This window comes from uncultured Sulfitobacter sp. (genome assembly GCF_947500075.1).
GTDB lineage: Bacteria > Pseudomonadota > Alphaproteobacteria > Rhodobacterales > Rhodobacteraceae > Sulfitobacter.
In genome coordinates this window covers 770,295-795,683 of the sequence record NZ_CANMQS010000002.1, presented here as the reverse complement: position 1 = coordinate 795,683, position 25,389 = coordinate 770,295, and the positions used below count along the sequence as shown (strand labels likewise).

The window sequence follows — 25,389 nt, the reverse complement described above, 5'->3', positions numbered from 1 at the left end:
CGCGGGCGGGCGCAAGGTCAGCGGGCGGGGACGTTGAAGGTGAGGGCTGCCCAAAGGGTCTCCCACAAAGGGTCGTCTGGATTGGAGTCCGGATTGTCCGCCTTGCGCAGCACGACCGCGTCAAAGAGGTATTCATGGCCCGGTGTCACGGGGATGGTCGCGATGCCTTCGGCGTTGGTGCGGTGCAGGGTGATGGTGACCGCATCTTCAGGGCCGCGGTCGAAGACTTCAACCTGCGCATCCGGGCGGGGCTGGCCGTTGTAGGTGAGGGCGACTTTCATCTCACCTGTGAAGGTCGCCGCGTAAGGGTTTGTCAGCGCTGTGAATTCCGTGGCCATGCCGGCAGGTTGATCCGCACCTTCGCCAGCGCCCACCGCCATCAGCGCCTTGGCGTGTCGGGTGTAGCTTTCCTTGAACTTCTCCTGTGACCAGCCTGCGGCGATGTGATCGGCGGCGGCGTTTGGAAAATCCTTGTGGGCCGCGAATTTCAGAAACTTTTCCCAATCGCGGTACGTAAGGCTGGATGAGGTGGTTTCATGCACAACCACGACCAACCCGTCTTTGGTGCCGTCGGGCAGGGTGAAGGCGGGTTTGTCGCCTGCACGCGGGGTCAGTTGTGTGACAGTGCCACCCGCAATCATCTCGAACCGGAGAGAGCGTTGATCGAAATAGGACAGGCTGCGGCCCTCGAACCCCTCGCCGTTGCGGAAATGGGCTTGTAGGTTGCCTCCTGATTCGACTTGATATTTCTCCGGCGCGATCCAGAATTCATGGGACAGCGCAGGGCTGGCGACGGCCAGCGCGGCAACACAAAAGAAACGGGCAAGAGACATGAAACAGATTTCCCTTCTAGGTATCGCAAAGCTGGTGGGTTTGGCCGTGTTGTCAAGCCTGCTGGCGGTCACGATGGCGCGCGCCCATGAGGTGCAGCCGACAATCGGTGATCTGACGGTGGCGGAGGGTCAGGCGGAACTGGTGCTGGAACTGAACCTTGAAGCGTTTCTTGCGGGCATCAATCTGGACGGGTTGGAAGACACCGATGATGCGGCAAATGCGGTGGGCTATGACGCGCTGCGCGCCCTGCCGGATGCGGAGATCATGGGGCGTGCGCCGGATCTGCTGGATGCGTGGAACGCGCTGCCGCTGCTGACGGTGGATGGGCAGGCTGTGGCGCTGCGCGGCGCAGAGATTTCCGTGCCCGAGCAGGTGTCGGAAGATCTGCCGCGCGTCACCCGCTGGCAGTTGCTGGGCGACGTGCCTGCCGGCGCAGCACAGGTGCAGGTGACATGGCCTGCGGGTGGCGGTGCGATGGTGCTGCGCCAGCAGGGGGTCGAAGCGCCGTTTACGGGATATCTGGATGGGGGAGATACCTCTGACCCGATTGCCCTTGCAGGTGGAGATGCGCAGAGCGGTTGGGCCGCTTTTGCCAGCTATATTCCGGTTGGGTTCGATCACATTCTGCCAAAAGGTCTGGATCATATCCTGTTTGTGCTGGGGCTGTTTTTCCTGTCCACCAAGCTGGCGCCGCTGTTGTGGCAGGTGTCTGCCTTTACGCTGGCGCATACGGTGACGCTGGCGCTGGGGGCATTGGGGCTGGTGAAAGTGCCGGGCTCAATTGTGGAGCCGTTGATTGCGGCTTCGATCGTTTATGTGGCGGTTGAGAACATCTATCTGAGCCACCTCAGCCGGTGGCGGCCCTTTGTGATCTTTGGATTTGGGCTGTTGCACGGGCTTGGATTTGCGTCGGTGCTCGGGGACTTTGGTCTGCCGGAGGCGCAGTTCATTCCGGCGCTGATCGGCTTCAACGTCGGCGTTGAGCTGGGCCAGTTGACGGTGATCGCCATGGCCGCGGTGCTGATCTGGGCTGCGGTGCGTGCAGCGAGCGGTGCGCAATTGCAGCCCGCCGAGGCGCCGGTGCGCGATTATGCGGTGACCTTCCGCGCGGTGTCGCTGGTGGGGTCGCTGCTGATTGCGGTGATCGGGGTCTGGTGGGTGATCGAGCGGGTGTTTCTTTAACCCATTGCCGTGATGAGTTTTTTCAACTCGGCGGCGGGCTCTTCGCTTTTCCAAAGCTCATCGCCCAGACCGAAAAAGTCCGTGTGCGGGGCGAGGCGGGTGATCATCGCTTCGTCCAGCAAGCCTTCGGCCACCACGGGGACTTCGATCACTTCGGACCACCATCCAAAAAGCTCGGTTTCGGCAAAGCTGCCATCGTCCAGCGTGCCGGGGCGCACCGGCCCGAAGCTGACGTAATCGGCACCAGCTTCCCCTGCGGACATGCCATCATGGCGCGAGGGCCCGCAGAAGGCGCCGACGATGGCGTCGGGGCCGAGTTCCTTGCGGGCGTGGCGGACGGAGCGGGCCGCGTCCGAGAGGTGCACGCCATCAAGGCCGAGCCGTTCCACCATCAGCGTGTGATCGGCAATGACAAGCGCCACATCGCGGGCGTGGGTCACCTCGCGCAGGGCGTCGGCGGCACGGGCGATACGGTCTTCGTCGCGGGTGGCGAGGGCCAGACGGACGCAGGCGATGTCATGGGCATCGAGGATCCCGGCCAATGTGGCGGGGAAGGTGCTCAGTTCCACCTCGGGCGGGGTAATCAGGTAGATTTGCGGCTGCTCGGGGGTGTCCATGGGGGGCGTCCTTCGTCTTTGTGTTCCGGCTCTTAGCGGATGAAACTCCAAAAGGGAAATTTTAGACCTCCGGTGGGGTTTTTTTAACCATTTGGAAGGGGCGGTGAGGCTTGTGGGCCTACGGGGCGGCGCGTATGAGGCGGGCATGAGTGATATTGTGTCTTTGCCGGAGAGCCCGGCCTTTGTGCTGGTGCGGCCGCAGATGGGGGAGAACATCGGGGCGGCGGCAAGGGCGATGTGGAATTTCTCGCTTGACCGGATGGTTGTGGTGGCGCCGCGCGATGGCTGGCCCAACCCGGCGGCGGTGGCGATGGCTTCAGGGGCCGGACGGTTGCTGGATGAGGCGCGGCTGGTGGGGGATTTGCCGGAGGCGCTGGGGGACAGTGATTTCGTGTTTGCAACCACGGCGCGGGAAAGGGATCTGACCAAGCCGGTGTATGATCCGCGCGGCGCGATGGTGGCGGCGGCGGCGCGGATTGCGGCGGGGCAGCGGGTGTCAGTGCTTTTCGGGCCGGAACGTGCCGGGCTGGAGAACGACGATATTGCGCGGGCCAATGCGATCATTTCGGTGCCGGTCAATCCGGTGTTTGCCTCGCTCAATCTGGCGCAATGCGTGTTGTTGGTGGGGTATGAGTGGCAGCGGACGCAGATGGATGTGACCACGGAACGGGTTGAGATGGCAGGCACGGATTGGGCCTCCGGTGCGGAGGTGGAGCATCTGGCGCAGCATTATGAGGACCGGATGGCGGAGGCGGGGTTCTTTTTTCCCGAGCATAAGGCGGCCTCGATGAAGCTGAACCTGCGTAACATGTGGTCGCGGATGCCAATGACGCGGGCGGATGTGCAGATGCTGCACGGCATGATGCGGCAGATGGTGCGCTGGAAAGACCGCGGCTGATGTTTTGGGTTGGGCGCTGCGACGCTTTGGTGCTCTAGACCTTTGCGGCGCGCTGGCCTACCTCTGTTGCGAAAGATCGAGGCGGTTATGGCGAAGAAATCCAGAAACATCTTTGAAGAAGTCAGCAGTGAAGAGGCGGTGCGGCCTGTGGCCCAGACGGGCGTGATTGACCGGGGGCGCAGTGGTGCACGCGGGGCGATCCGGGTCTGGCTGATGATCCTGTTTGCGCTGGTGTTTGTGATGATCGCCGTGGGCGGCATGACGCGGCTGACGGACAGTGGATTGTCGATCACCGAATGGCGGCCTGTGACAGGGGCGATCCCGCCGCTGTCGGAAGCGGATTGGGCGTCAGAGTTTGAGAAATACAAGCAGATCGACGAGTACCAATTGCAGAATGCGGGCATGAGCATGGCCGAGTTCAAGGTCATATACTGGTGGGAGTGGGGCCACCGGCAACTGGGTCGGGTGATCGGGCTGGTGTGGTTTGTGGGTTTTGCGTGGTTCCTGCTGCGGCGGCAGATCCCTGCGGGCTGGACGCCACGATTGCTGCTGTTGGGCGCTTTGGGGGGCGCGCAGGGGGCGATTGGCTGGTGGATGGTGGCCTCTGGCGTGACGCGCGGAGAGGGGATGCTGGATGTGGCAAGTTATCGGTTGGCCACGCATCTGGGGCTGGCCTTTGTGATCCTGGGGTTCATCACGTGGTATGCGCTGTTGCTGGGCCGGGAAGAGCGCGATCTGATGCAGGCGCGGCGCGCGCGGGAAGGCAAACAATTCGGGCTGGCGACGGGGTTGTTGCATTTCTCCTTCCTGCAAATTCTGATCGGCGCGCTGGTCGCGGGCATTGATGCGGGGCGCTATTTCGTCGATTGGCCGCTGATGCAGGGGCAGGTGTTCCCCCCCGATGCTTTCAGCATTGACCCCGCCTGGCGGAATTTCTTTGAAAACCCCGGTCTGGTGCAGTTCATGCACCGGGTGACGGGCTATCTGCTGCTGGTGTTCGGCATCGTGGTCTGGCTGCGCGGCCGCACATCGGCCCATGCAGCCACACGTTTTGCCTTTAACGCGGTGATGGCCGCCCTTGCGTTGCAGATCGCCGTGGGCATCACCACCGTTCTTTATGCCGCCCCGGTGCACATTGCGCTGGTGCATCAGGCGCTGGCTGTCATCCTGTGGGTGTTGATCCTGCGCGCCCGTTTCCTGAGCCAATATCCCATTGCCACATCCCTGAGAGGAACCTGAGCATGAGTGCCTATGACGATCTGATGAGCTTTACCCGCGAGACACAGGCGCTGAGCCAGGTGGCCGGGCGTCTGGGTTGGGATCAGGAGACGATGATGCCGCGCGGTGCCGCGCCCCAGCGGGGCGAGGAAATGGCCGCAATGGAGAGCGTGCTGCACGCCCGCCGGGTTGATCCACGTGTGGGGGATTGGCTGGCGGCGATCAAGGACGACAGTCTGGACGCGGTGGGGCAGGCGAACCTGCGTCACATCCGCCGCAGCTTTGACCGGGCCAGCAAGGTGCCTGCGACACTCGCGGCGCGGATTGCGCGGGTCACCTCCGAAGCGCAGGGCATCTGGGCGGAGGCGCGGGAAGAGGATGATTTCGCGGCTTTCGTGCCGACACTGACAGAGGTGATCGCGCTGAAACGCGAGGAAGGGCAGGCGCTGGCGGCGGGCAGTGACATGGATGTCTATGACGCGATGCTGGCGGATTACGAGCCGGGCACCACCGGTGCGGAGCTGGAAGCGATGTTTGGTGCCTTGCGACCGGAACTGGCGGAGTTGCGGGCAGCGGTACGCGCGGCAGAGGCACCGCCGAAGCTGGAAGCGTCCTTCGACGAAGGTGCGCAGATGAAGCTGACGCGGCAGCTTGCCCGCGCCTTTGGCTATGACATGACCCATGGCCGGGTCGACAAGGCGGTGCATCCGTTCTCCTCCGGCTCAGGGCTGGATGTGCGGATCACCACGCGCACATCACAGAGCGATCCGTTCAACTGCTTTTATTCCACCATCCATGAGGTGGGGCATGCGGCGTATGAACAGGGGATCGACAGGGAGTATCTGCTCACCCCGCTGGGGCAGGGCGTGTCCATGGGGGTGCATGAAAGCCAGAGCCGGATCTATGAAAACCAGATCGGCCGCAGTCGGGCGTTTACGGGCTGGCTTTTTGGTCAGATGAAAGAGGCCTTCGGCGACTTCGGCGTGGCGGACGCAGAGACATTCTACAGAATCGTGAACCGGGTGTCGGATGGCTATATCCGGACAGAGGCGGATGAATTGCAGTACAACCTGCACGTCCTGCTGCGCTTTGATCTGGAACGGGCGCTGGTCAGCCATGATTTGCAGGTGGCGGATCTGGAGGCTGCGTGGAACGACAGGTTTGAAGCGGATTTCGGTTTTGCGGTGGACAAGGCCTCAAACGGGGTGTTGCAGGATGTGCATTGGTCGGTGGGGCTGCTGGGGTATTTCCCGACCTATTCGCTGGGCAATGTCTATGCCGGGTGCCTCAATGAGGCGATGCAGGCAGCGGTGCCGGATCTGGACGATCAGCTTGCGCAGGGTGATACCTCTGCGGCAACAGGTTGGCTGCGCGCGCATCTGCAAACACACGGCGGGCTTTACGAACCGCGCGACGTGATCGAACGCGCCGCAGGACAGGCCCCGTCAGAAAAGCCGCTTCTGGGCTATTTGCGGGCAAAATTCAGCGAGATTTATGGTCTCTAGGGCGGGTTTTGTGGCCGTCACAGGCACATCACGCGGTATCAGTGGCAAAATGCAGCCGGTAACAGAGTTTTAAGGCATTTCATGTTGATAGTTCAGGACCGTTATGGTTCTGTCGCCAAGAGTTTCGACTTCAACCCGGAGTATCTATTATGACACGTATCCTTATTGCCGCTTCTGCCCTTGCTTTGACCGCGGGCCTGGCGACTGCACAGACTCAACCAGCTGCCACAGGCGCCGCTGCAACTGCACCGACAGGCACAGGCGCTGCCGCAGCGACAACCACCACGACCACAACAGCGGCTGCTGCAACCACAACTGGTGCTGCTGCAACCACTACAGGTGGCCTGTTTACTGCGGGCGCAGGTATCTCGGCAGGTGCAGCCGCAGCAGCCGTTGTCGGCGTTGCTGCTGTTGCAGCTGCGGCATCAGGTGGCAGCGGCACGGCAACCACAACTGGTTCCGGCAGCTAAGCCAAAACGTTCCGTCCCATCGGGACCGAATGTTGGAGAAAAAACGCCCCTTGCTGATGTCAGCAAGGGGCTTTTTCTGTTTTAGCCAAGCGCCGGGAGTTCGGGGGCTCTCGGTCTGAAAGGACAAGCTTGACCACTTCCAACCCACCGGACAGCTCAACCAGCTTGAACGATCGGCTTCAAATCTGTGTCAGTTCCGGAGGAAACGAAAGTGAGCGCTATGCTTCCGCATCGTCACCACCCGCGTCACCCTCTTCCTCACCCTGATCGGCAATCCAGGCGACGCTGACCACTTCTTCGCCCTTGCCGGTGTTGAACACCCGCACGCCGCCCGCACTGCGCGACCGGAAGGAGATGCCGTCCACCGGGACGCGGATCGACTGCCCCTTGGACGTGGCGAGCATGATCTGATCGTCCATCTCCACCGGGAAGGAGGCCACGATCTGGCCGCCGCGCATGGCTTTGTCCATCGCCGTCACCCCCATGCCGCCGCGTCCGCGCAGCGGGTAGTCGTGGGAGGAGCTGAGCTTGCCCGCCCCCTGGGCCGTGATGGTCAGGATCAGGTTTTCGGCGGCCGACATTTCGGCATAACGCTCCTGCGCCAGTGGCATGTCAGCGTTGCCTTCTTCCTCGTCCCCTTCGGCGTCATCCGCCAGCCCGGCCATGGCACGGCGCATCTTGAGGTAGGCGGCGCGTTCGTCACTGTCGGCATTGAAGTGGCGGATGATGGACATCGACACGACTTCATCCTTGCCATTCAGCTTGATGCCCCGCACCCCGACAGAATTGCGCGAGTTGAACACGCGCACGTCGGTGGCCCGGAAGCGGATCGCCCGGCCGGAATTGGTGACCAGCATCACATCATCATCGTTGGAGGCAATGCGGGCGTTGATCAGCGTGGTGTTCTCATGCTCATCCTCGAATTTCATCGCAATCTTGCCGTTGGACTTCACATTGGTGAAATCCGACAGCTTGTTGCGGCGCACGGTGCCTGCGGAGGTGGCAAAGACCACCTGCAAGTCGTCCCATTCATCCTCATCCCGGTCCACCGGCATGATCGCGGCGATGGACACACCCGTGGGAATGGGCAGGATGTTCACGATGGCCTTGCCTTTTGACGTGCGCCCGCCTTGGGGCAAGCGCCAGGTCTTGAGCTTGTAGACCATGCCATCGGTGGTGAAGAACAAAAGCTGCGTATGGGTGTTGGCGACAAACAGAGTCGTCACCACGTCATCTTCTTTCAGCGCCCCGCCGGACAGCCCCTTGCCGCCACGGCGCTGGCTGCGGAAATCGGCCAGAGGCGTGCGTTTGATGTAGCCGCCGGAGGTGACGGTCACGACCATGTCTTCGCGCGCAATCAGGTCTTCGTCTTCCATGTCGCCGGACCAGTCGACGATCTCCGTGCGGCGCGGCACGGCGAATTGGTCGCGCACCTCGTGCAGTTCGGTTGTGATGATCGCCATGATCCGCTCACGGGAGCCGAGAATCTCAAGGTATTCCTTGATCTTGGAGGCCAGCTCTTCCAGTTCGTCCGTGACTTCTTTTACGCCGATCTGCGTGAGACGTTGCAGGCGCAGTTCCAGAATGGCGCGGGCTTGTGCCTCGGACAGGTTATAGGTGCCGTCGTCGTTTGCGGTATGGGTCGGATCATCAATCAGAGCGATATAGGGCAGGATGTCTGCCGCAGGCCAGCGGCGCGTCATCAACCGTTCGCGGGCTTCCGTTGCATCAGCAGAAGAGCGGATGGTCTGCACAACTTCGTCGATATTGGTGACCGCCACAGCCAGACCACACAGGATATGGCTGCGCTCGCGCGCCTTGCGCAGCAGGAAAGCGGTGCGGCGGGCGACAACCTCTTCGCGGAAATCGATGAATGCGGTCAGGAACCGGCGCAGTGTCAGCGTCTCAGGCCGGCCGCCGTTCAGCGCCAGCATGTTACAGCCGAAATAGGTCTGCATCGGCGTGAAGCGATAAAGCTGGTTCATCACCACTTCCGCCGTCGCGTCGCGCTTGAGTTCGATCACCACCCGCACGCCGTTGCGGTCGGATTCGTCCTGCACATGGGCGATGCCATCGATTTTCTTTTCACGCACCTGTTCTGCGATCTTCTCGATCATGGTGGATTTGTTCACCTGATAGGGAATTTCATCAATGATGATGGCCCAACGGTCTTTGCGGATTTCCTCAACCCGCGTTTTTGCCCGCACCACAACCGATCCGCGCCCTTCAAGGTAGGCTTTGCGCGCACCGGAACGGCCCAGCATGATGCCGCCCGTGGGGAAATCGGGGCCGGGGATATAGTCGATCAACTGTTCAGAGGTCAGATCCGGCTCTTCAATCAGCGCAAGCGTCGCGTTGATCACTTCCCCAAGGTTATGGGGCGGAATATTGGTGGCCATGCCGACAGCGATGCCGCCCGCGCCATTGACCAGCATATTGGGGAAACGGGCAGGGAGGACCGAAGGTTCCTTTTCCTTACCGTCATAGTTGTCAATGAAATCAACGGTATCCTTGTCCAGATCGCTGGTCATGAACGAGGCGACCTTGGCCAGACGCGATTCCGTATAGCGCATCGCAGCCGCAGAATCCCCGTCCATGGAGCCGAAATTGCCCTGACCGTCGATCAGCGGCAGCGACATGGAGAAATCCTGCGCCATACGCACCAGCGCGTCGTAGATCGCGCTGTCCCCATGGGGGTGATAGGAGCCCATCACATCGCCCACGGATTTGGCCGATTTGCGGTACGGCTTGTCGTGGGTGATGCCTTTTTCGTACATCGAATAGATGATGCGCCGGTGCACCGGCTTCAGCCCGTCGCGCAGATCAGGGATCGCGCGGCTGACGATCACGCTCATCGCGTAATCGAGGTAGCTTGTGCGCATCTCATCTTCGATGCTGACGGAGGGACCATCGTAGACGGGACGCTCGGGGGGCATTTCGTCTTCGTTTTCAGGGGTTTCTGGCGTATCGCTCAAGGTGTCTGCTCAGCTTCTTTGGGGCTCTATATATTGCGATTATCTATACCAGAGGCGGCATATAAGGTGCAATGCCTGTGGCGCAGATGCACTGGCATCACTGGAGGCAGAGTGCCAACATATTGTTTTTATTGAAAAGTAATTCTGGCGTGTCAGAGTGGGGGAACAGACATAAACCAAGAGGACACATATGGCTGAATCCGAGACCGAGTTGATGCTGAAAGGGTACGGGCTGACCACAGCGGAATTTTTCTATCACATGCCCGATTACACGCATGTCCTGAACAGCTACATCTGGCAGGAATACGACCTCGCCCCCGATCACCCCAAGCTTTTCGAGTTTGTGGAATTCTGGCAAAAGAAGATCGACGGGCCGCTGCATTCGGTGCGCTTTTCCCACCGCAAATTGATCGGACCGGGGGAATGGCACAACCAGGTGGGCGAGTTTACGCTGCACTGACGTGACGTTTCGCGTGCGTTCTGCATAAATCCCCGGCACCTTTTGCTCAAAATGGCCGAGGGACGGATATGCGAGAGCTTCACGTGGACCAAAAGACCATCGCGGATGTTGCGGTGGCGGAGGCAACACCACCTGCGCTGAACGACGGTGAGGCCCGGCTGCGCCTGCAATCCTGCGCGGTAACCGCAAACAATGTCACCTATGCAGCTGCCGGGTTTGACCTGAAATACTGGGCGTTCTTTCCCACACCTGCGGAGGGCAAGGGCTTGGTCCCGGTCTGGGGCGTGGCTGAAGTTGTCGAAAGCCGCTCTGATGTGCTGCGCGTCGGCGAACGTCTGTATGGATTTCTGCCCCTCGCGGAAGAACTGGTGATGCAGCCACAGGCCGCCGGAGAAAAAGGTGTGATCGACCGCGCACCGCACCGCGCCGAACTGCCGGGGGTCTACAACCACTACGCACGGGTCACCGGCAACGACGCCAAACGCGATCACCAGCGTGCCTTGTTGCAACCCTTGCTGGCGACCTCCTATGTGCTGAAGGACTGGTTGCAGGACAACGATTTTTTCGAGGCAGAACAGATCATTGTCGGCTCTGCCTCATCCAAGACAGGGCTGGGCCTTTGCAAGTTCCTGTCCGAAGGGGAAACGCGGCCAAAGCACATCGTGGGGCTCACCTCAGCGCGCAACAAGGCGTTTGTCGAAGCACTTGGCACCTGTGATCAGGTCCTGACCTATGACGCCGTCGACACGCTGGCGCAGGTGCCATCCGTTTACGTGGACATGTCCGGGAACGCGCAGGTCAAGGCAGCACTTCATGCACGGCTGGCGGATGTGTTGAGGCATTCATCTGCTGTCGGCATCAGCCATTGGGACCAGTTCAACCCGAGTGTGCCGCTGGCCGGGCCGAAGCCTGAGTTCTTCTTTGCCCCGTCCCAGATCGCGAAGCGGCAAAAGGAATGGGGTCCGGGCGTGATGGAGCGGAAGATCGGCGAAAGCTGGCAAAGCATGGTTGCGGATGCGGCAGACTGGCTGGAAGTGACGGTGCATGACGGATTGGCCGCCGCACCAGAGGTCTGGGCCGCGATGGCCGCAGGTCAGGCGGACCCGCGACAGGGACATATCATCTCATTTTCAGCAGCTTAAGCGGAACAGCTCGCCCCGCCCAGCACGCAGAATTTCGCGCAATGCGGATGGTTGAGCGCAACGTCGCGCTCAGCTTCGGCCAGCGTTGTGCCCAGCTCAAACTCCGGCGTATAGGGCAGCAGGGTGCAGGCCAGCACCGCAGGCGTGTCAGCGCCTTTGCGTTTCACCACCATGCGGGAGGAGGAACACATGACCGCATCGGGGGATTTGTTCAGAATGCCCCAGCAGGCAGTCGTGATCTCGGGCACTTCAACGCTTTCGTCCATTTCAGGGAAAAGCACAGTCATTCCAGGGTTTTGCGCGTCGATGTCAAAGTTGTGACGGGCATAGAAATCGGCATATCCCGCGCGGCTGTCCTCATCCGCGGCACCAAAGACCGACCGGCCGGCGACGGCCATGCGGAAGCCGTTGTCGCGCAGCCAGTACATGCCTGCGAGGGTTTTCTCAAACGCGCCTTCGCCCCGTTCCGCGTCATGCAGGTCAGGCCGGTAGTGATCGACTGAGATGCGCAGCGTCAGCTTGCCGGGGTACTCCGCGTTCAACCGCTTCAACCCTGCCTGCATGGTTTTGCGCATCATCGGCCGCATGGCATTTGTGAGGATCAGCACCTCATACCCACGGGCCAGCGCGGCATGCGTGATCTCGATCATCTGGGGGTTCATGAAAGGCTCACCACCGGTGAAGGCGATCTCAGACACGGACCACTTCCGCTCTTCCAGCTGGTCGAGGTAATCGCGCACCTCTGCTGCGGTGATATAGACGAGCGCGTCGTTTGTCGGGCTCGATTCGATATAGCAGTTCACGCATTCGATGTTGCAAAGCGTGCCTGTGTTGAACCAAAGCGTCTGCGGATTGCTGAGCGCGACGGTCGCGCGCGGCTCTCCCTTGGCGGTGAGGGCAGGGTCCTGAAACTTGCCTGCATTGCCCGGTGCCAGATCTTTCATGTTTGGTCCTTGCCTCAAAGCCTGCGATATTGTTCCCTCAGCTAAGATATTTTGGCGCCTATGGAAAGCCCATGGGCGGTGGCGTGCACGACCTTGTGAAGCGCGCAGATATGCGTATGGTAGCGCTAACAGTAATTTGCCAGGCGGAGCGCGTGATGGCCACAATTCAGCATGAAATGCCACATATGGAATCCCGTGTTATTCCGGTGGAACCCTTCGATCTGGTGATTTTCGGCGGCACGGGTGATCTGGCGCGGCGCAAAATCCTGCCGGGGCTGTTCCGGCGGTTTTGCGCGGGGCAGATGCCGCGCGATGCACGGGTGATAGGTGCCGCACGCTCTGAGATTGATGCGGATGGCTACCGCGACATGGTGCGCGCCGCGATTGGCGAATTCAACAGCGATTTCAAGCATAAGCCCAGCGATCTTGATGCGTTTCTGTCGCAGCTTGAGTATGTCGCGATTGATGCGCGCGGCGAGGCAGGCTGGGCCGAGTTGCAGAAGCTGATCGCGGGCGAGGGTCGGGTGGAAGCCTATTATTTCTCCGTCTCGCCGGGGCTGTTCGGCGATCTGGCGGAGCGGTTGCACAAGTGGGGCATGGCGGACGCCAAGGCGCGGATCGTAGTGGAAAAACCCTTTGGCCGCGATCTGGAAACCGCGCAGGCGCTGAACAACACACTGGCTGAACACTTCCACGAACGGCAGATTTACCGGATCGACCACTATCTGGGCAAGGAAACCGTGCAGAACCTGATGGCCGTGCGGTTCGGCAATATGCTGTTTGAGCCGCTGTGGAACGCGCAATACGTCGATCACATCCAGATCACCGTAGCGGAAACCGTGGGCGTTGGGGGCCGTGGGGAGTATTACGACAAGTCCGGTGCGATGCGGGACATGGTGCAGAACCACCTGATGCAGCTTTTGTGCCTGATCGCGATGGAGCCGCCAGCGCGTTTTGATCCAGATGCGGTCCGGGACGAAAAACTTAAGGTGATCAGGGCGTTGGATCCCGTTCTTCCGCATCATATCAGCCGGGGGCAATATCAGGCGGAGGCCTGTAATGAGGCGGAAATGCCGGGATATCGCACGGCTGTCGGGGATCCAAAGTCCCGCACGGAGAGCTTTGTCGCGCTCAAGACCCACATCAGCAACTGGCGCTGGTCCGGCACGCCCTTCTACCTGCGCACTGGCAAACGCATGGCCGCGCGCTCCTCAGAAATCACGGTGGTCTTCAAGGAAACGCCGCATTCGATTTTCTCCGAAGAAGCGGGACGGCACCGCAATGTGCTGTCGATCCGGCTGCAACCGAACGAAGGGATCACACTGGGCGTGACGATCAAGGAGCCCGGACCGGGGGGAATGCGCCTGATTGACGTGCCACTTGATATGTCTTTTGCCGAAGCGCTGGGGGATGATAAGGATCATGTGGACGCCTATGAGCGGCTGATCATGGATGTGATCCGGGGCAACCAGACCTTGTTCATGCGCGGGGACGAAGTGGAGGCCGCCTGGGCCTGGACCGATCCGATCATTCAGGGCTGGGAAGGGCGCAATGAAGTGCCCAAACCCTATGACAGCGGGTCTGACGGCCCCACGGATTCGTTTGAACTGATGCGCCGCGACGGACGTGAATGGCGGGAGGTAAGCCCATGAACCTGCAAGAATATCCTGATCGTGAGATGCTGGCGATGCAGCTGGCAAATGTGCTGGCGAGCGAGCTGCGCAAGTGTCTGCTGGTGCATCCCTTTGCCTCTTTCGCGGTGCCCGGAGGGACCTCGCCGGGGCCGATCTTTGACATGATCTGCGCCACCGAACTGGAATGGGACCGGGTGCATGTGATGCTCACGGATGAACGCTGGGTGGCTGAGGATGATCCGCAGTCCAATGCGCGGCTGATCAAGGAGCGACTGCTGGTGGACCGGGCGGCAGCGGCGACGTTCATGCCGTTCTTCCGCGCGGGCAAAGATGCTCAAACGGGTGCCGCTGAAGTGGCCGACGGTCTGGCCGATCACATGCCGATCTCTCTGCTGATGCTGGGGATGGGGGACGACATGCACACCGCGTCGCTCTTTCCCGGCGCGCAGGGTTTGATGGCGGCGCTGGCGCCGGATGCGCCGCTTCTCTGTGCGGTGCATCCAGAGGGGCAGCTGCCCCGCGTGACCTTGCCCGCCCATGCGTTGCAAGGGGCGATGTCCAAACATCTGCTGATTTACGGTGACGCAAAACGCGCGGCGTTGGAACGCGCCTTGCATCTGCCTGCGCAGGAGGCGCCGATTGCGACCGTTCTGGACGGGCTGACCGTGCATTGGGCCGCGTGATGGAGATCTGGAAAACGCTTGAGAGCCGCCACGCCGCCATCGGGGCGCGTCCGATCCTTGCGCTGTTCGAAGATGACGGGCGCGCCGATGATTTTGCCGTGCAGACGCAACACATGCGTCTGGATTACGCCAAGACCAACATGGATCGCGACACCCGCGCGGACCTGCTGGCGCTGGCCGAAGCAGCCGGTGTTGCCGAGAAACGCGATGCGATGTTCGCCGGTGCGCAGATCAATGAGACCGAAGGGCGCGCGGTTTTGCACACCGCGCTGCGCAACCTTGATGGCGGTCCTGTTGAGGTCGATGGCGCGGATGTGATGCCCGGCGTACTGGACACGCTGGCGCGCATGCGCCGGTTTGCGGATGAGGTGCGGGCAGGGCAGATCACCGATGTGGTCAACATCGGCATTGGCGGTTCCGATCTGGGGCCAGCAATGGCGGTGGCTGCGCTTGCGCCCTATCACGACGGGCCACGCTGCCATTTTGTCTCCAATGTCGATGGGGCGCATATCGCGGATACGCTGCGCGGGCTGGATGCAAAGACCACGCTGGTGATTGTCGCTTCCAAGACCTTCACCACGATTGAGACGATGACGAATGCGCGCACGGCCAAAGCGTGGATGATGGACCATGGTGGAAACCCTGCGGTTCAGTTCGCAGCGCTCAGCACCTCCGACGACAAAACCGCCGCTTTTGGCATCGCGTCTGAACAGGTGTTCGGGTTTGAGGATTGGGTCGGCGGGCGGTATTCGGTCTGGGGGCCGATCGGGTTGTCGCTGATGATCGCCATCGGGCCCAAAGGGTTTGACGCCTTCCTGCGCGGCGCGCAGGCGATGGACCAGCATTTCCGCATCGCCACCCCGTTGCAGAACATGCCTGTGATGCTGGCGCTGGTGGGCATCTGGCACAATCAGATCTGCGGATACGCCACCCGCGCGGTGCTGCCCTATGACGAACGGCTGTCGCTGCTGCCATCCTATCTGCAACAGCTTGAGATGGAATCAAACGGCAAATCCGTGGCCATGGATGGCACCGCGCTGGCGCAGCATTCCGGCCCCGTGGTCTGGGGCGCGGCGGGCACCAATGGGCAACATGCGTTTTATCAGTTGATCCACCAAGGCACGCGGGTGATCCCCTGTGAATTCATGGTTGCCGCCAATGGGCATGAGCCGGAACTGGCGCATCACCATCACCTGCTGATGGCCAATTGTCTGGCGCAGTCAGAGGCACTGATGCGGGGCCGGTCGCTGGCCGAAGCCACAGGCATGATGGCCGATAAGGGTCTGGAAGGACAGGAGAAAGACCGTCAGGCGCGGCACCGGGTCTTCACCGGCAACCGCCCGTCCACGACGCTGGTATATGAGCGGCTTGATCCCTTCACGCTGGGCCAGATCATCGCGCTTTATGAACATCGGGTGTTTGTCGAAGGGGTGATCCTCGGCCTCAATTCCTATGACCAATGGGGGGTTGAACTGGGCAAGGAACTGGCCACGTCGCTGCAACCGGTCATCGAAGGCCGCGAAGACCCGGACAGCCGGGACCCGTCAACCGCTGCACTCGCCAAGTATCTGATTACGCACCGGGATTGAGGTCATAGGTTACCCACATCGTCCGGGTGGCAACCTTGTCATAGACACCACGGCCGCGGTAATTGTCATCCGCCGTGATCCAGCGCACGACGCCCCAACCGTGCTGGCGGGCCACCTCTGCAACACCTTCAATCAGCGCCTCCGCCGCGCCGGACCCGCGCCGTGCAGGGTCCACAAAAAGATCATCCAGAAAGCAATTGTCGATCGCGCGCAAGGGGCTCGCGAAGGGGCGGTAGTGTGTCAGGCCGATGATCTCTCCTGCCTCATCCACCGCAACCAAGCCGTTGCTTGTATGAGCCGGGTCCATCAGCCAGCCAAAGACTTTGTCCCGCATTTCAGGGGTTTGCGGCACACCGTAAAAGTCGGCGTAGCCCTTGTAGAGCACATCCCAGCGGGCCCGGTCCTCCGCCTTCAGGGCGCGTGTTTTCACTGACATCAACTTTCCTCCCTTGCGCCGTCCACTGCGGCAAACCGTTTCTTCACCGCCGCCGGAATGGCGTATTTGCCGCTGCCATCTGGTTGCAGCAGCACGATCACACAATCAAAGGTCGTGCGCAGCACGGCGCCAGACCAGACCTGTTGTTTCAATGAAAACGAGCTGTTACGCCACGCCGTGCATCCACATGTGGCGATGTAATCTTCATCCAGCACCATCTCCTGACGGTAGTGAATGGCACCCGACCGGATCACGATGCGCGGATCGTCCTCCCGGTCATATCCGGAAATGCCCCAGTCCTGCATGTAGCGGATGCGCATCCGCTCAAACCAGCTCATGTAGGCGACATTGTTGACGTGATGCAGCGCGTCGATCTCTGAAAACCGCACGCGGTCGGCCATGGCCAGCGGCTGCGGTGGGTCCAGACCAAAGGCGGCCTGCGTTTCGGCATCAAGCGGGGTGTGGTAGATCAGCGACATGACTTAGGGGTACGCGGGCGACGTCCTGCTTGCAAGAGCGCGCAGACCGCGCCACTCTGCCCGAAAATGCCCGGAGGAGGACCGCCCATGCACGGCCAGATGATGTCGCAACCTTTGCTGATTTCCAGCCTGATCACCCATGCCGAAACCTATCATCAGGACGGCGCAATCGCTTCGGTCAGTACCGGCGGCGGGATTGAGGAAACCTCCTGGGGGCAGGTGGCGCGCAATTCCCGCAAGCTGGCCTCCGCGCTGAGCAAATTGGGGCTGGAGCCGCAGGCGCGCTGCGGCACAATTGCCTGGAACAACCGGCGGCATCTGGAGATCTACTTTGGCACCTCTGGGGGCGGCTTTGTCTGCCACACGATCAACCCGCGTCTGTTTCCTGAACAGCTGGTCTATATCCTCAACCACGCGCGGGATAAGGTGTTGTTTATCGACAAGACTTTCGTGCCCCTGGTCGCCGCGATCCGCGACAAGCTGGAGCATCTGGAGCATCTGGTTCTGATGGAGGGGCAGGATGCCGGAGCGGCAGAAGCACTGCCGGGTCTGGTGTTCTATGACGATCTGATCGCATCGGGTGATGACGATTACGTCTGGCCGGAAATGGATGAGTTTACGGCCTCAAGCCTCTGTTATACCTCGGGAACCACGGGGAACCCCAAGGGTGTTCTCTATTCTCACCGCTCTACCGTGCTGCATGCCTTTGCGGTCAACCTTGCCGACAGCGTCGCCATTGCCGCGCGCGATGTGGTGCTGCCTGTGGTGCCGATGTTCCACGTCAACGCCTGGGGCGCGCCCTATGCCTGCGCGATGAGCGGGGCTGCGTTGGTGTTGCCGGGACCGGGGTTGGACGGGCCATCTCTGGTTGGGTTAATTGACCGCTATAAGGTCTCGATTTCATTGGGTGTTCCAACGATCTGGCTGGGCCTGCTGGGCGAAGCGCGCAAGAGCGGGAGCAAGTTGGAAAGCCTCAAGCGCACGGTTGTGGGCGGGTCGGCCTGTCCGCCGTCCATGATCACCGCCTTTCGGGAGGAATACGGCGTGGACACGGTGCACGCCTGGGGCATGACGGAAATGTCGCCCATCGGGACGGTCAACCAACCGTTGGCAAAACACAGTGACCTGTCCGAGGAAGACCAACACAGCCTGCGCGAAAATCAGGGGCGGCCGGTCTTTGGGGTCGAGCTGGAAATCCTCGATGATGAGGGCAATCCGCTGCCCCATGACGGAGAGGCGCAGGGCGCGCTGGTCACGCGGGGGCATTGGATTTTGGACAGCTATTTCCTGTCCACACGCGAGCAGACGCTGAGCAATGGCTGGTTCGATACCGGCGATGTGGCCACGATGGACCGGGACGGCTATGTCACCATCCGCGACCGGTCAAAGGACATCATCAAATCGGGGGGCGAATGGATCAGTTCGGTTGAGCTTGAGAACATCGCCATCGCGCATCCGAAACTGGCGGATGCAGCCGTGATCGGCGCGCGGCATCCCAAGTGGGATGAACGCCCGGTGCTGGTGGCCGTGAAAGGCGAGGGGGAAGAGCCGGATGAGGCTGAGGTCCTCGCCATTTTCGACGGCAAGATTGCCAAGTGGCAAATCCCGGACCGCGTTGTTTTCACGGATGTTTTGCCGCGCAATGCAACGGGTAAGGTCTTGAAGCGGAACCTGCGCGAGAGCTTTGGTGATGTGCTGATGGGTGACGCTTAAGCGTTTTTCCATCGCTCCAGGCGGGGAATGCCGCGGGTGAAGATCCACGCCATGATCCGCGGCATGCCGGAGCGCATCAGGGCCTCGACGCAGTGGTGCTGGAATTCCTGCACCGTCGCGTCGGGGTGGCGAAAGGCGCCGTCGTCGTAGCAGATGGAGCAAAAGCGCGTGCTCTTGCTGCCGTCCGCTTCGCGCCCGCCGCCTTCGGGATCTTTGGTCAGGGGCATACCGCAGCTTTGACATATATTGGCCATGGGGCTCTCCTTGGGTGATATTGAGCTATGGGAGGGATCATGGTATAAACCATGGACCATTGTCAACGGTTTTGGAGAAAACATGCGGATTGGAGAATTGGCCAAGAAGGCTCAGGTCAGCCGGGACACGATCCGGTTTTATGAACGCCACGGGCTGATCCGGTCAGATGTGGATGAGGCGGCGGGCAACGGTTACCGGATCTATCCCGAAGACGCGGCCATGACGCTGGAGGTGATCCGCGATGCGCAGGCCGCCGGGCTGAGCATTGCCGACATCACCGTGTTCATGGGCCAGCTTGCCGCGCAGACAGATGCGGATTTCGACGTGCAGGGATTTCTGGACGGCAAGATTGCCGAAGTCACCGCACGGCTGGACGGCGCGCAGCGTTTTCTGACCTTGCTGGAACGGACCAAAGTGGCGCTGGCCAAGGCACCGCAGGATGGGCTGGATGAAGTCCGGAAAGCTGGAGCGGGTAACGGGAATCGAACCCGTAACTAAAGCTTGGGAAGCTGCCGTGATACCTTTTCACCATACCCGCGCGCCAGTGATCTTGGGGTAATCGGGTGTGCCTGTGGCGTCAAGGGGCGCTTAGGGTCTGGTGGCGGAAAAGAGGTTGATCAGCGCGGGGATGCGGATGCCGTCCGGGGTCACGTAAGGATCAAGCGCGTCGATCAGGAACTCCATCATCTCCCGGCGCTGCGCCTCATCCGCTTCGAAATGCGACAGTGCCGCTTGGGCGGGACCAATCTGGCACATCAATGCGGCCACGTCTTCGGCGGTGCCGGGCGGGGTCAGGTCCATTTCGATTGCGTCGGCTGTTATGTCTGTCAGGTCGGCGCCGCGCAGGATCCGGGTCACGCGATCAATATCGCGCAGGGCAAAGGGGCCGGGCGCGTCCGGGTCGGTGCGTTCGCGCGGGCCGAGCACGATTTTGCTGACGGCGGCCGGCAGGGTGAAATAGGGGTTGGCAGGAATGGTGCCCCAGGTGGCGAAAACCATGCGGCCCTTTGGTTTCAAGGCTTTGGACATGTTTGCAAATGCGTCGTCAGAATTTGCAAAGAACATCACGCCGAAGCGGGACAGCAGGATGTCGCGCTGTTGATCGGTGAAATCCTCAGTCGCGGCGTCACACAGGGCGAAGTCGACATTCGGGTGATCCGCCCCCCGCCTGCGTGCCTCTGCCAGGAGCGAGGTCGAGATGTCAGCCCCCAGCACATGGCCGTCTGTCCCGACTTGGGCCCCCGCTTCAAAACTGCTGGTGCCGGCACCGCAGCCGATGTCCATCGCCCTCTCACCCGGCTTCAGCGCGGACCAGTCCAGCACCGCATCCAGAACCGGGGCCAAAGCGGTGTCCATCGTCTCGCGTTGATCAATCCAGATCTGGCCTGCGTCATCGCTCCAGAAATCGCGTTGTTCGCTGTTGTCCATATCAACCCCGCCGCCTGCGCCGACCTCCGCGTGCCGATCCTTCGCCATCGCCGGTATTGAAAGTCTGCTCGGGCAGGGTGACGATACCGCGCAGGATCGGGAAGGGTTCGACCGCGTTGGGAATGGCGGAGGCGTTCACGAAATGCTCCTGGAAGCGGGGCTCGATCGCCGTCTCGACCTTGTGGATGGCGCGCACGGTCGCTTCGATCTCACTGCGGGCTTCGCGGTTGAGAAGCGCAATGCGCGCGCCGGTGCCTGCGGCATTACCGGCGGAGGTGACCTTGTCCAGTGGCGCATCGGGGATCATGCCCAACACCATCGCGTGTTTGGTGGAGATATGGGCGCCGAAAGCCCCCGCCAAAACAACACGGTCCACCTTGTCGACGCCGAATTTGTCCATCAACAGTCGCGCGCCGGAATAGAGCGCGGCTTTGGCCATCTGGATCTCGCGGATATCACGGTTGGTGACCGTGATCCGTGGTCCACCGTCCGCGGTTCCGTCATAAACCAGATAGCTGTGTGTGCGGCCATCGAGGAAGACGGCGGGTGAGCCTGTCTGCTCTGGCGAACCGATCAGACCCGGCGCATCGACGATGCCGTGGATGCGCATCTCGGCCACCATCTCGATTATGCCGGAGCCGCAGATGCCGGTGACACCTGTGCTGGCAATGGCGGCAGGGAAACCGTCGTCATCAGACCATAGATCACAGCCAATGACCTTGAAACGCGGGAGTTTGGTCTGTGGATCAATCTCCACCCTTTCAATGGCACCGGGTGCCGCACGTTGACCGGAGGAGATTTGCGCCCCTTCAAACGCCGGACCGGTGGGGGATGAACAGGCGAGCACTTTCTCCCGGTTGCCCAGCAGGATTTCCGCATTGGTGCCCACGTCAACCACCAGCACCAGATCATCGGATTTCTCTGGCGCTTCGCTGAGGGCGACGGCAGCGGCATCGGCCCCCACATGGCCCGCGATGCAGGGCAACATATAGACGCGGGCAGAGGGGTGGATGTTCAGATCGAGATCATCCGCGCGCAAACGCAGGGCGTTGGACGTGGCCAGCGCGAAGGGCGCTTGTCCCAGCTCAAAGGGGTCAATGCCCAGAAAGAGGTGGTGCATCACCGGGTTACAGACAAACACCGCATCCACGATCAGCTTGGGATCCAGCTCTGCCTCTGCCGCGATCTGCGCAAAAAGGCCGTTCATGCCATCACGCACGGCGCGGGTCATTTCCTCAGCCCCGGTGGGGTTCATCATGCCGTAGCTGACGCGGCTCATCAGGTCTTCGCCAAAACGGATCTGCGGGTTCATCACGCCGGAGGAGGCGACGACCTCACCACTCGCCAGATCGCACAGATGCGCGGCGATGGTGGTCGAGCCGAGGTCCACAGCCACACCATAGACCGTGCCGTCGTGATAGCCAGGCCAGATGTGCATGATGCGGGGCGGGTTTTCATTGTCGCCCAGATGCACGGCAACGGTGACCTTCCAGTCGCCTTTGCGCAGGACAGGCTGCATCACTTGCAGGATATGCAGATCGGCGGCGACGTTCTCCAGCTCCCACTGGTCGCGCAGGGCGTCGCGCAGGCGTTCGAGATCACCTGAGGGGTCGTGCATGTCAGGTTCGGCCACTTCGACATAGAAGAGCTTGGTCGATGGGTTGAGGACGATGTCACGCGCTTCGACCCGCTTGCGCACCACCTGTTTGTGCACCTGGCTTTCGGGCGGCACGTCAATCACCACATCGCCCTGTACCGTCGCCTGACAGCCCAGACGGCGGCCCTTGGGCAGACCGCGTTTGTCGTCATAGCGTTGCTCGACCTTGTTCCATTCGGACAGGGCATCCTCGCGCACGGTGACCTTATGCTTGGGAAATTCCCCATAGCTGGGGGTGATCTGACATTTGGAGCAGATCCCACGCCCGCCGCAAACCGAATCCAGATCGACACCCAGCTGCCGGGCGGCGGTCAAAATCGGTGTGCCCACGGCAAAATGGCCGCGTTTGCCGGAAGGGGTAAAGATCACAAGGGGGTCGCTGCTCATCTCGGTCTGCCTTTGCCAATGCTTTCGGGCACCATAGCGGGCGGGAACATATTGAAAAGCCTGCCTGCGTCACTTCCCGGCCTGACCGCGTCAAGGGCTGTGGCAGATGCGGCAAATCGAGGCCGAGCGCGCCGCGCCCCCTTTCCATTCCGCGCTGTCCATGAGAAGGGTGCGTGCCAAATGAACCCATGCTGCGAGGATGTGTGATGGAGATTCGTGAGGCCCTTACCTTTGATGATGTTCTGCTTGTACCGGGGGCCTCTTCGGTGCTGCCGTCAACGGCGGATACCCGCACCCATGTGACGCGCGCCATTGCCCTGAACATTCCCCTGTTGAGTTCCGCAATGGATACGGTGACCGAAGGGCGCATGGCGATAGCGATGGCTCAGGCTGGCGGCATGGGCGTGGTGCACCGCAACCTTACCATCGAAGAGCAGGCGCGGGAAATCCGGCGGGTGAAGCGGTTTGAAAGCGGGATCGTCTATAATCCCATCACCCTCACGCCGGATCAGACCCTTGCGGACGCCAAAGCCTTGCAGGAGCGGTACAACGTGTCGGGTTTCCCGGTTGTGGACGAACAGGGCCGGGTGCTGGGTATCGTGACCAACCGCGACATGCGGTTTGCGTCTGACGATGCAACGCCTGTCAAGGTCATGATGACAAGCGAAAATCTCGCGATCCTCCATGAGCCCGCTGACCGGGCCGAGGCGCTGAGCCTGATGAAAGCCCGCCGGATCGAGAAGCTCTTGGTCACCGATGGCAGCGGCGTGCTGACCGGTCTGCTGACGCTTAAGGACAGCGAGCAATCGGTGCTGAACCCAACCGCCTGCAAGGATGCTTTGGGCCGTTTGCGGGTGGCTGCGGCGACAACCGTCGGGGACGCGGGGTTTGAGCGGTCGCAGGCGCTGGTGGATGCGGGCGTGGACATGATCGTGATCGACACCGCTCATGGGCACTCCGAAGGGGTGGCGCATGCGGTGACACGGGCCAAGAAGCTGTCGAACGAAGTGCAGGTGGTTGCGGGCAACGTGGCCACGGGCGAGGCGACGCGCGCATTGATTGGTGCAGGCGCGGATGCGGTGAAAGTCGGCATCGGGCCGGGTTCGATCTGTACCACCCGCATGGTTGCAGGTGTTGGTGTGCCGCAATTGACAGCGATCATGGATTGCGCGGCGGCAGCAGGCGACGTGCCGGTGATTGCTGACGGGGGCATCAAGTTTTCCGGCGATTTCGCCAAGGCGATTGCCGCGGGCGCGTCCTGTGCAATGGTCGGTTCGATGATTGCAGGCACGGATGAAAGCCCCGGAGAAGTCATTTTGTATCAGGGCCGTAGCTTCAAGTCTTATCGGGGCATGGGATCGCTTGGCGCGATGGCGCGCGGGTCTGCGGACAGGTATTTCCAGAAAGATGCGGCCTCCGACAAGCTGGTGCCCGAAGGGATCGAAGGGCAGGTGCCGTATAAAGGATCCGCGAATGCCGTTGTGCACCAATTGGTGGGGGGATTGCGCGCTGCGATGGGCTATACCGGCTGTGCGACGGTGCCGGAGATGCGCAGGAACTGCAATTTCGTGAAGATCACCGGCGCGGGTCTGAAGGAGAGCCACGTGCATGATGTGCAGATCACGCGCGAAAGCCCGAATTACCGAATTGGATAAGGTCTTCAACATGCTACATGCCGTCCTTGATGCCGGATCAGTGCAATGACACCCGGCGCACGGGTGGCAGGTGCCATCGAAATCCTGGGCGATATTGCCGGAGGGCTGGCTGCGGAACAGGCGCTGACCCGCTGGGCGCGCAAACGGCGGTTCGCCGGGTCAAAGGACCGCGCCGCGATCCGCGATCATGTCTTCGACGTGCTGCGTTGCCGGGCAATTGCCGCCCATTACGGGCAGGGCGAGGACCCGCGCGCCTTGATGATCGGGCTTTTGTATTTTCAGGATGCGCCATTGGACGCGCTGTTTGACGGTGCTGGCCATGCGCCTGAACCCTTGACCGAAGCAGAACGGGATTTTCCTGCCGAACCAACGGACAAGAGCGTTTTGTTCAACCTACCGGATTGGCTGGTGGCGCGGTTTGAAGCCGCTTTGGGTGACGACGCTGTGACAACCGCCATGGCGCTTCAGCATCAGGCACCGGTCTTTTTGCGGGTCAATCTGGCGGTGACTACGCGGCAAGACGCTCAGACCAGCTTGCGCGCGGATGGGGTGGAGACGGCGTTGAACCCACTGGCGGAGGCCGCGCTTGTCGTGACAGAAGGCGCGCGCAAGATACGGCAATCACGTGCTTTTCTGGGAGGCGAGGTTGAGTTGCAGGATGCGGCCAGCCAAGCGGTGGCCGCGATGCTGCCCGCCGGTGGGCGGGTGCTGGATTATTGTGCCGGCGGCGGAGGCAAGGCGCTGGCGCTGGCCATGGACCGCAGCCGTCAGGTTTTTGCCCATGACATCGACCCCAAACGCATGGCGGATCTGCCCGTCCGGGCAGAGCGGGCAGGGGCGCGGATTGTACAGATCGCCACAGCCGATCTGATGCAGGAGCCCCCCTTTGATGTGGTTTTATGCGACGCCCCCTGTTCCGGGTCCGGCGCGTGGCGGCGGGCAGCGGAAGGCAAGTGGTTGCTGACCCCGGAACGGCTTGATGAACTGACGGCGCTTCAGGACAAGATCCTCTCGCAAGCGGCTGAATGTGTTGCGGAAAACGGCATGTTGGCCTATGCAACCTGTTCCGTTCTTGAGGAAGAGAACGAAGCGCGGGCAGAGGCGTTTCTGACGCGGCATCCTGACTGGCAAATGGTGGCGTCACGGCGGTTTGACCTGGGCCCGGACGGGGACGGCTTTTTTACGGCGCACTTCCAGCGGGCGATTCAGTAGACAAAGTCAACTTTTG

At 61.3% G+C, this 25,389-nt stretch carries 23 protein-coding genes and 1 tRNA gene; 14 read left to right on the top strand and 10 right to left on the bottom strand.

Annotated features, from left to right (window positions below):
- Positions 1-17: 17 nt before the first annotated feature.
- Positions 18-833: a DUF4198 domain-containing protein gene (locus Q1A91_RS08870; RefSeq protein ID WP_299875814.1), complete on the bottom strand. Its 816-nt coding sequence runs from the start codon at positions 831-833 to the stop codon at positions 18-20.
- Between Q1A91_RS08870 and Q1A91_RS08865 the strand changes: the two genes are divergently transcribed.
- Positions 832-2,016 (top strand): HupE/UreJ family protein, encoded by a 1,185-nt coding sequence (locus Q1A91_RS08865; protein WP_299875812.1) that lies wholly within the window; start codon positions 832-834, stop codon positions 2,014-2,016. The two genes, Q1A91_RS08870 and Q1A91_RS08865, sit on opposite strands and share 2 nt — an antisense overlap.
- Here the strand turns inward: Q1A91_RS08865 and Q1A91_RS08860 are convergent.
- A complete protein-coding gene (locus Q1A91_RS08860; protein ID WP_299875810.1) occupies positions 2,013-2,633 on the bottom strand; it encodes a thiamine phosphate synthase in 621 nt (206 codons plus the stop codon). The genes Q1A91_RS08865 and Q1A91_RS08860 overlap by 4 nt on opposite strands.
- Positions 2,634-2,778: 145 nt before the next feature.
- Here Q1A91_RS08860 and Q1A91_RS08855 point away from each other — a divergent pair, with 145 nt between their 5' ends.
- The 4 genes from Q1A91_RS08855 to Q1A91_RS08840 all read left to right on the top strand — a co-directional run bounded on the left by Q1A91_RS08855 (position 2,779) and on the right by Q1A91_RS08840 (position 6,724).
- Positions 2,779-3,531, top strand: a complete 753-nt coding sequence (locus tag Q1A91_RS08855; RefSeq protein ID WP_299875808.1) for an RNA methyltransferase — start codon at positions 2,779-2,781, stop codon at positions 3,529-3,531.
- An 87-nt stretch (positions 3,532-3,618) separates the two neighbouring features.
- The gene (gene ctaA / locus Q1A91_RS08850; protein ID WP_299875806.1) at positions 3,619-4,770 is read left to right on the top strand and encodes a heme A synthase; all 1,152 of its coding nucleotides are present in this window, start codon (positions 3,619-3,621) and stop codon (positions 4,768-4,770) included.
- 2 nt (positions 4,771-4,772) lie between these two features.
- Complete coding sequence (locus Q1A91_RS08845; protein WP_299875804.1) at positions 4,773-6,254, top strand: carboxypeptidase M32; 1,482 nt, start codon at positions 4,773-4,775, stop codon at positions 6,252-6,254.
- Between the two features lie 149 nt (positions 6,255-6,403).
- On the top strand, positions 6,404-6,724 hold the full coding sequence (locus Q1A91_RS08840) for a hypothetical protein (RefSeq protein ID WP_299875802.1): 321 nt from the start codon (positions 6,404-6,406) through the stop codon (positions 6,722-6,724).
- A gap of 218 nt (positions 6,725-6,942) precedes the next feature.
- Here Q1A91_RS08840 and gyrA read toward each other — a convergent pair whose 3' ends face one another.
- The gene (gyrA, locus tag Q1A91_RS08835) at positions 6,943-9,699 is read right to left on the bottom strand and encodes a DNA gyrase subunit A (RefSeq protein WP_299875800.1); all 2,757 of its coding nucleotides are present in this window, start codon (positions 9,697-9,699) and stop codon (positions 6,943-6,945) included.
- Positions 9,700-9,889: 190 nt separating this feature from the next.
- Between gyrA and Q1A91_RS08830 the strand changes: the two genes are divergently transcribed.
- On the top strand, positions 9,890-10,159 hold the full coding sequence (locus Q1A91_RS08830) for an usg protein (protein ID WP_299875798.1): 270 nt from the start codon (positions 9,890-9,892) through the stop codon (positions 10,157-10,159).
- Positions 10,160-10,227: 68 nt separating this feature from the next.
- Positions 10,228-11,301: a DUF2855 family protein gene (locus Q1A91_RS08825; protein WP_299875796.1), complete on the top strand. Its 1,074-nt coding sequence runs from the start codon at positions 10,228-10,230 to the stop codon at positions 11,299-11,301.
- Here Q1A91_RS08825 and Q1A91_RS08820 read toward each other — a convergent pair.
- Complete coding sequence (locus Q1A91_RS08820; protein ID WP_299875794.1) at positions 11,298-12,245, bottom strand: radical SAM protein; 948 nt, start codon at positions 12,243-12,245, stop codon at positions 11,298-11,300. The two genes, Q1A91_RS08825 and Q1A91_RS08820, sit on opposite strands and share 4 nt — an antisense overlap.
- A gap of 185 nt (positions 12,246-12,430) precedes the next feature.
- On the opposite strand from Q1A91_RS08820, the gene zwf reads away from it, so the two are divergent.
- The 3 genes from zwf to pgi are packed head-to-tail and all read left to right on the top strand — an operon-like array spanning position 12,431 to position 16,151.
- On the top strand, positions 12,431-13,897 hold the full coding sequence (gene zwf / locus Q1A91_RS08815) for a glucose-6-phosphate dehydrogenase (RefSeq protein WP_299876173.1): 1,467 nt from the start codon (positions 12,431-12,433) through the stop codon (positions 13,895-13,897).
- Positions 13,894-14,562 (top strand): 6-phosphogluconolactonase, encoded by a 669-nt coding sequence (pgl, locus tag Q1A91_RS08810; protein ID WP_299875792.1) that lies wholly within the window; start codon positions 13,894-13,896, stop codon positions 14,560-14,562. Before zwf ends, pgl begins: the two co-directional genes overlap by 4 nt.
- Positions 14,562-16,151, top strand: coding sequence for a glucose-6-phosphate isomerase (gene pgi / locus Q1A91_RS08805; RefSeq protein ID WP_299875790.1), 1,590 nt, complete (start codon positions 14,562-14,564; stop codon positions 16,149-16,151). Before pgl ends, pgi begins: the two co-directional genes overlap by 1 nt.
- On the opposite strand, the gene Q1A91_RS08800 is transcribed toward pgi, so the two are convergent.
- Together Q1A91_RS08800 and Q1A91_RS08795 are read right to left on the bottom strand one after the other, a co-directional pair.
- Positions 16,135-16,587 carry a GNAT family N-acetyltransferase gene (locus tag Q1A91_RS08800; protein ID WP_299875788.1) on the bottom strand — a complete coding sequence of 151 codons (453 nt, stop codon included), beginning with the start codon at positions 16,585-16,587 and terminating at the stop codon, positions 16,135-16,137. The genes pgi and Q1A91_RS08800 overlap by 17 nt on opposite strands.
- On the bottom strand, positions 16,587-17,066 hold the full coding sequence (locus Q1A91_RS08795) for a thioesterase family protein (protein ID WP_299875786.1): 480 nt from the start codon (positions 17,064-17,066) through the stop codon (positions 16,587-16,589). The genes Q1A91_RS08800 and Q1A91_RS08795 overlap by 1 nt, the downstream gene beginning before the upstream one ends.
- An 87-nt stretch (positions 17,067-17,153) precedes the next feature.
- Here Q1A91_RS08795 and Q1A91_RS08790 point away from each other — a divergent pair, with 87 nt between their 5' ends.
- The gene (locus tag Q1A91_RS08790; protein WP_299875784.1) at positions 17,154-18,779 is read left to right on the top strand and encodes a long-chain-fatty-acid--CoA ligase; all 1,626 of its coding nucleotides are present in this window, start codon (positions 17,154-17,156) and stop codon (positions 18,777-18,779) included.
- Here Q1A91_RS08790 and Q1A91_RS08785 read toward each other — a convergent pair.
- Positions 18,776-19,033, bottom strand: a complete 258-nt coding sequence (locus Q1A91_RS08785) for a zinc ribbon domain-containing protein (RefSeq protein ID WP_299875782.1) — start codon at positions 19,031-19,033, stop codon at positions 18,776-18,778. The two genes, Q1A91_RS08790 and Q1A91_RS08785, sit on opposite strands and share 4 nt — an antisense overlap.
- 82 nt (positions 19,034-19,115) lie before the next feature.
- Here Q1A91_RS08785 and Q1A91_RS08780 point away from each other — a divergent pair, with 82 nt between their 5' ends.
- Positions 19,116-19,532: a MerR family transcriptional regulator gene (locus Q1A91_RS08780; RefSeq protein ID WP_299875780.1), complete on the top strand. Its 417-nt coding sequence runs from the start codon at positions 19,116-19,118 to the stop codon at positions 19,530-19,532.
- Here the strand turns inward: Q1A91_RS08780 and Q1A91_RS08775 are convergent.
- The 3 genes from Q1A91_RS08775 to Q1A91_RS08765 form a co-directional block, all read right to left on the bottom strand.
- Positions 19,499-19,572, bottom strand: a tRNA-Gly gene (locus Q1A91_RS08775). The genes Q1A91_RS08780 and Q1A91_RS08775 overlap by 34 nt on opposite strands.
- Positions 19,573-19,622: 50 nt before the next feature.
- Positions 19,623-20,510 (bottom strand): class I SAM-dependent methyltransferase, encoded by an 888-nt coding sequence (locus tag Q1A91_RS08770; protein ID WP_299875778.1) that lies wholly within the window; start codon positions 20,508-20,510, stop codon positions 19,623-19,625.
- The gene (locus tag Q1A91_RS08765) at positions 20,464-22,506 is read right to left on the bottom strand and encodes an ASKHA domain-containing protein (protein ID WP_299875776.1); all 2,043 of its coding nucleotides are present in this window, start codon (positions 22,504-22,506) and stop codon (positions 20,464-20,466) included. Before Q1A91_RS08765 ends, Q1A91_RS08770 begins: the two co-directional genes overlap by 47 nt.
- A gap of 206 nt (positions 22,507-22,712) precedes the next feature.
- Between Q1A91_RS08765 and guaB the strand changes: the two genes are divergently transcribed.
- Both guaB and Q1A91_RS08755 read left to right on the top strand, forming a co-directional pair.
- Positions 22,713-24,161 (top strand): IMP dehydrogenase, encoded by a 1,449-nt coding sequence (gene guaB, locus Q1A91_RS08760; RefSeq protein ID WP_299875774.1) that lies wholly within the window; start codon positions 22,713-22,715, stop codon positions 24,159-24,161.
- Positions 24,162-24,206: 45 nt separating this feature from the next.
- Positions 24,207-25,373 (top strand): RsmB/NOP family class I SAM-dependent RNA methyltransferase, encoded by a 1,167-nt coding sequence (locus tag Q1A91_RS08755; RefSeq protein ID WP_299875772.1) that lies wholly within the window; start codon positions 24,207-24,209, stop codon positions 25,371-25,373.
- Positions 25,374-25,389: the final 16 nt, after the last annotated feature.

What these genes read in the sequence shown, in the direction of transcription:
- Q1A91_RS08770 (WP_299875778.1), bottom strand. Translation starts at nt 20,510, where the DNA reads ATGGCGAAGGATCGGCACGCGGAGGTCGGCGCAGGCGGCGGGGTTGAT.
- guaB (WP_299875774.1), top strand. Translation starts at nt 22,713, where the DNA reads ATGGAGATTCGTGAGGCCCTTACCTTTGATGATGTTCTGCTTGTACCG.
- Q1A91_RS08820 (WP_299875794.1), bottom strand. Translation starts at nt 12,245, where the DNA reads ATGAAAGATCTGGCACCGGGCAATGCAGGCAAGTTTCAGGACCCTGCC.
- Q1A91_RS08865 (WP_299875812.1), top strand. Translation starts at nt 832, where the DNA reads ATGAAACAGATTTCCCTTCTAGGTATCGCAAAGCTGGTGGGTTTGGCC.
- Q1A91_RS08845 (WP_299875804.1), top strand. Translation starts at nt 4,773, where the DNA reads ATGAGTGCCTATGACGATCTGATGAGCTTTACCCGCGAGACACAGGCG.
- Q1A91_RS08825 (WP_299875796.1), top strand. Translation starts at nt 10,228, where the DNA reads ATGCGAGAGCTTCACGTGGACCAAAAGACCATCGCGGATGTTGCGGTG.
- Q1A91_RS08830 (WP_299875798.1), top strand. Translation starts at nt 9,890, where the DNA reads ATGGCTGAATCCGAGACCGAGTTGATGCTGAAAGGGTACGGGCTGACC.
- Q1A91_RS08780 (WP_299875780.1), top strand. Translation starts at nt 19,116, where the DNA reads ATGCGGATTGGAGAATTGGCCAAGAAGGCTCAGGTCAGCCGGGACACG.
- zwf (WP_299876173.1), top strand. Translation starts at nt 12,431, where the DNA reads ATGGAATCCCGTGTTATTCCGGTGGAACCCTTCGATCTGGTGATTTTC.
- Q1A91_RS08790 (WP_299875784.1), top strand. Translation starts at nt 17,154, where the DNA reads ATGCACGGCCAGATGATGTCGCAACCTTTGCTGATTTCCAGCCTGATC.
- Q1A91_RS08785 (WP_299875782.1), bottom strand. Translation starts at nt 19,033, where the DNA reads ATGGCCAATATATGTCAAAGCTGCGGTATGCCCCTGACCAAAGATCCC.
- Q1A91_RS08840 (WP_299875802.1), top strand. Translation starts at nt 6,404, where the DNA reads ATGACACGTATCCTTATTGCCGCTTCTGCCCTTGCTTTGACCGCGGGC.
- Q1A91_RS08765 (WP_299875776.1), bottom strand. Translation starts at nt 22,506, where the DNA reads ATGAGCAGCGACCCCCTTGTGATCTTTACCCCTTCCGGCAAACGCGGC.
- Q1A91_RS08855 (WP_299875808.1), top strand. Translation starts at nt 2,779, where the DNA reads ATGAGTGATATTGTGTCTTTGCCGGAGAGCCCGGCCTTTGTGCTGGTG.
- Q1A91_RS08795 (WP_299875786.1), bottom strand. Translation starts at nt 17,066, where the DNA reads ATGTCGCTGATCTACCACACCCCGCTTGATGCCGAAACGCAGGCCGCC.
- pgi (WP_299875790.1), top strand. Translation starts at nt 14,562, where the DNA reads ATGGAGATCTGGAAAACGCTTGAGAGCCGCCACGCCGCCATCGGGGCG.
- Q1A91_RS08860 (WP_299875810.1), bottom strand. Translation starts at nt 2,633, where the DNA reads ATGGACACCCCCGAGCAGCCGCAAATCTACCTGATTACCCCGCCCGAG.
- Q1A91_RS08800 (WP_299875788.1), bottom strand. Translation starts at nt 16,587, where the DNA reads ATGTCAGTGAAAACACGCGCCCTGAAGGCGGAGGACCGGGCCCGCTGG.
- pgl (WP_299875792.1), top strand. Translation starts at nt 13,894, where the DNA reads ATGAACCTGCAAGAATATCCTGATCGTGAGATGCTGGCGATGCAGCTG.
- Q1A91_RS08870 (WP_299875814.1), bottom strand. Translation starts at nt 833, where the DNA reads ATGTCTCTTGCCCGTTTCTTTTGTGTTGCCGCGCTGGCCGTCGCCAGC.
- Q1A91_RS08755 (WP_299875772.1), top strand. Translation starts at nt 24,207, where the DNA reads ATGACACCCGGCGCACGGGTGGCAGGTGCCATCGAAATCCTGGGCGAT.
- ctaA (WP_299875806.1), top strand. Translation starts at nt 3,619, where the DNA reads ATGGCGAAGAAATCCAGAAACATCTTTGAAGAAGTCAGCAGTGAAGAG.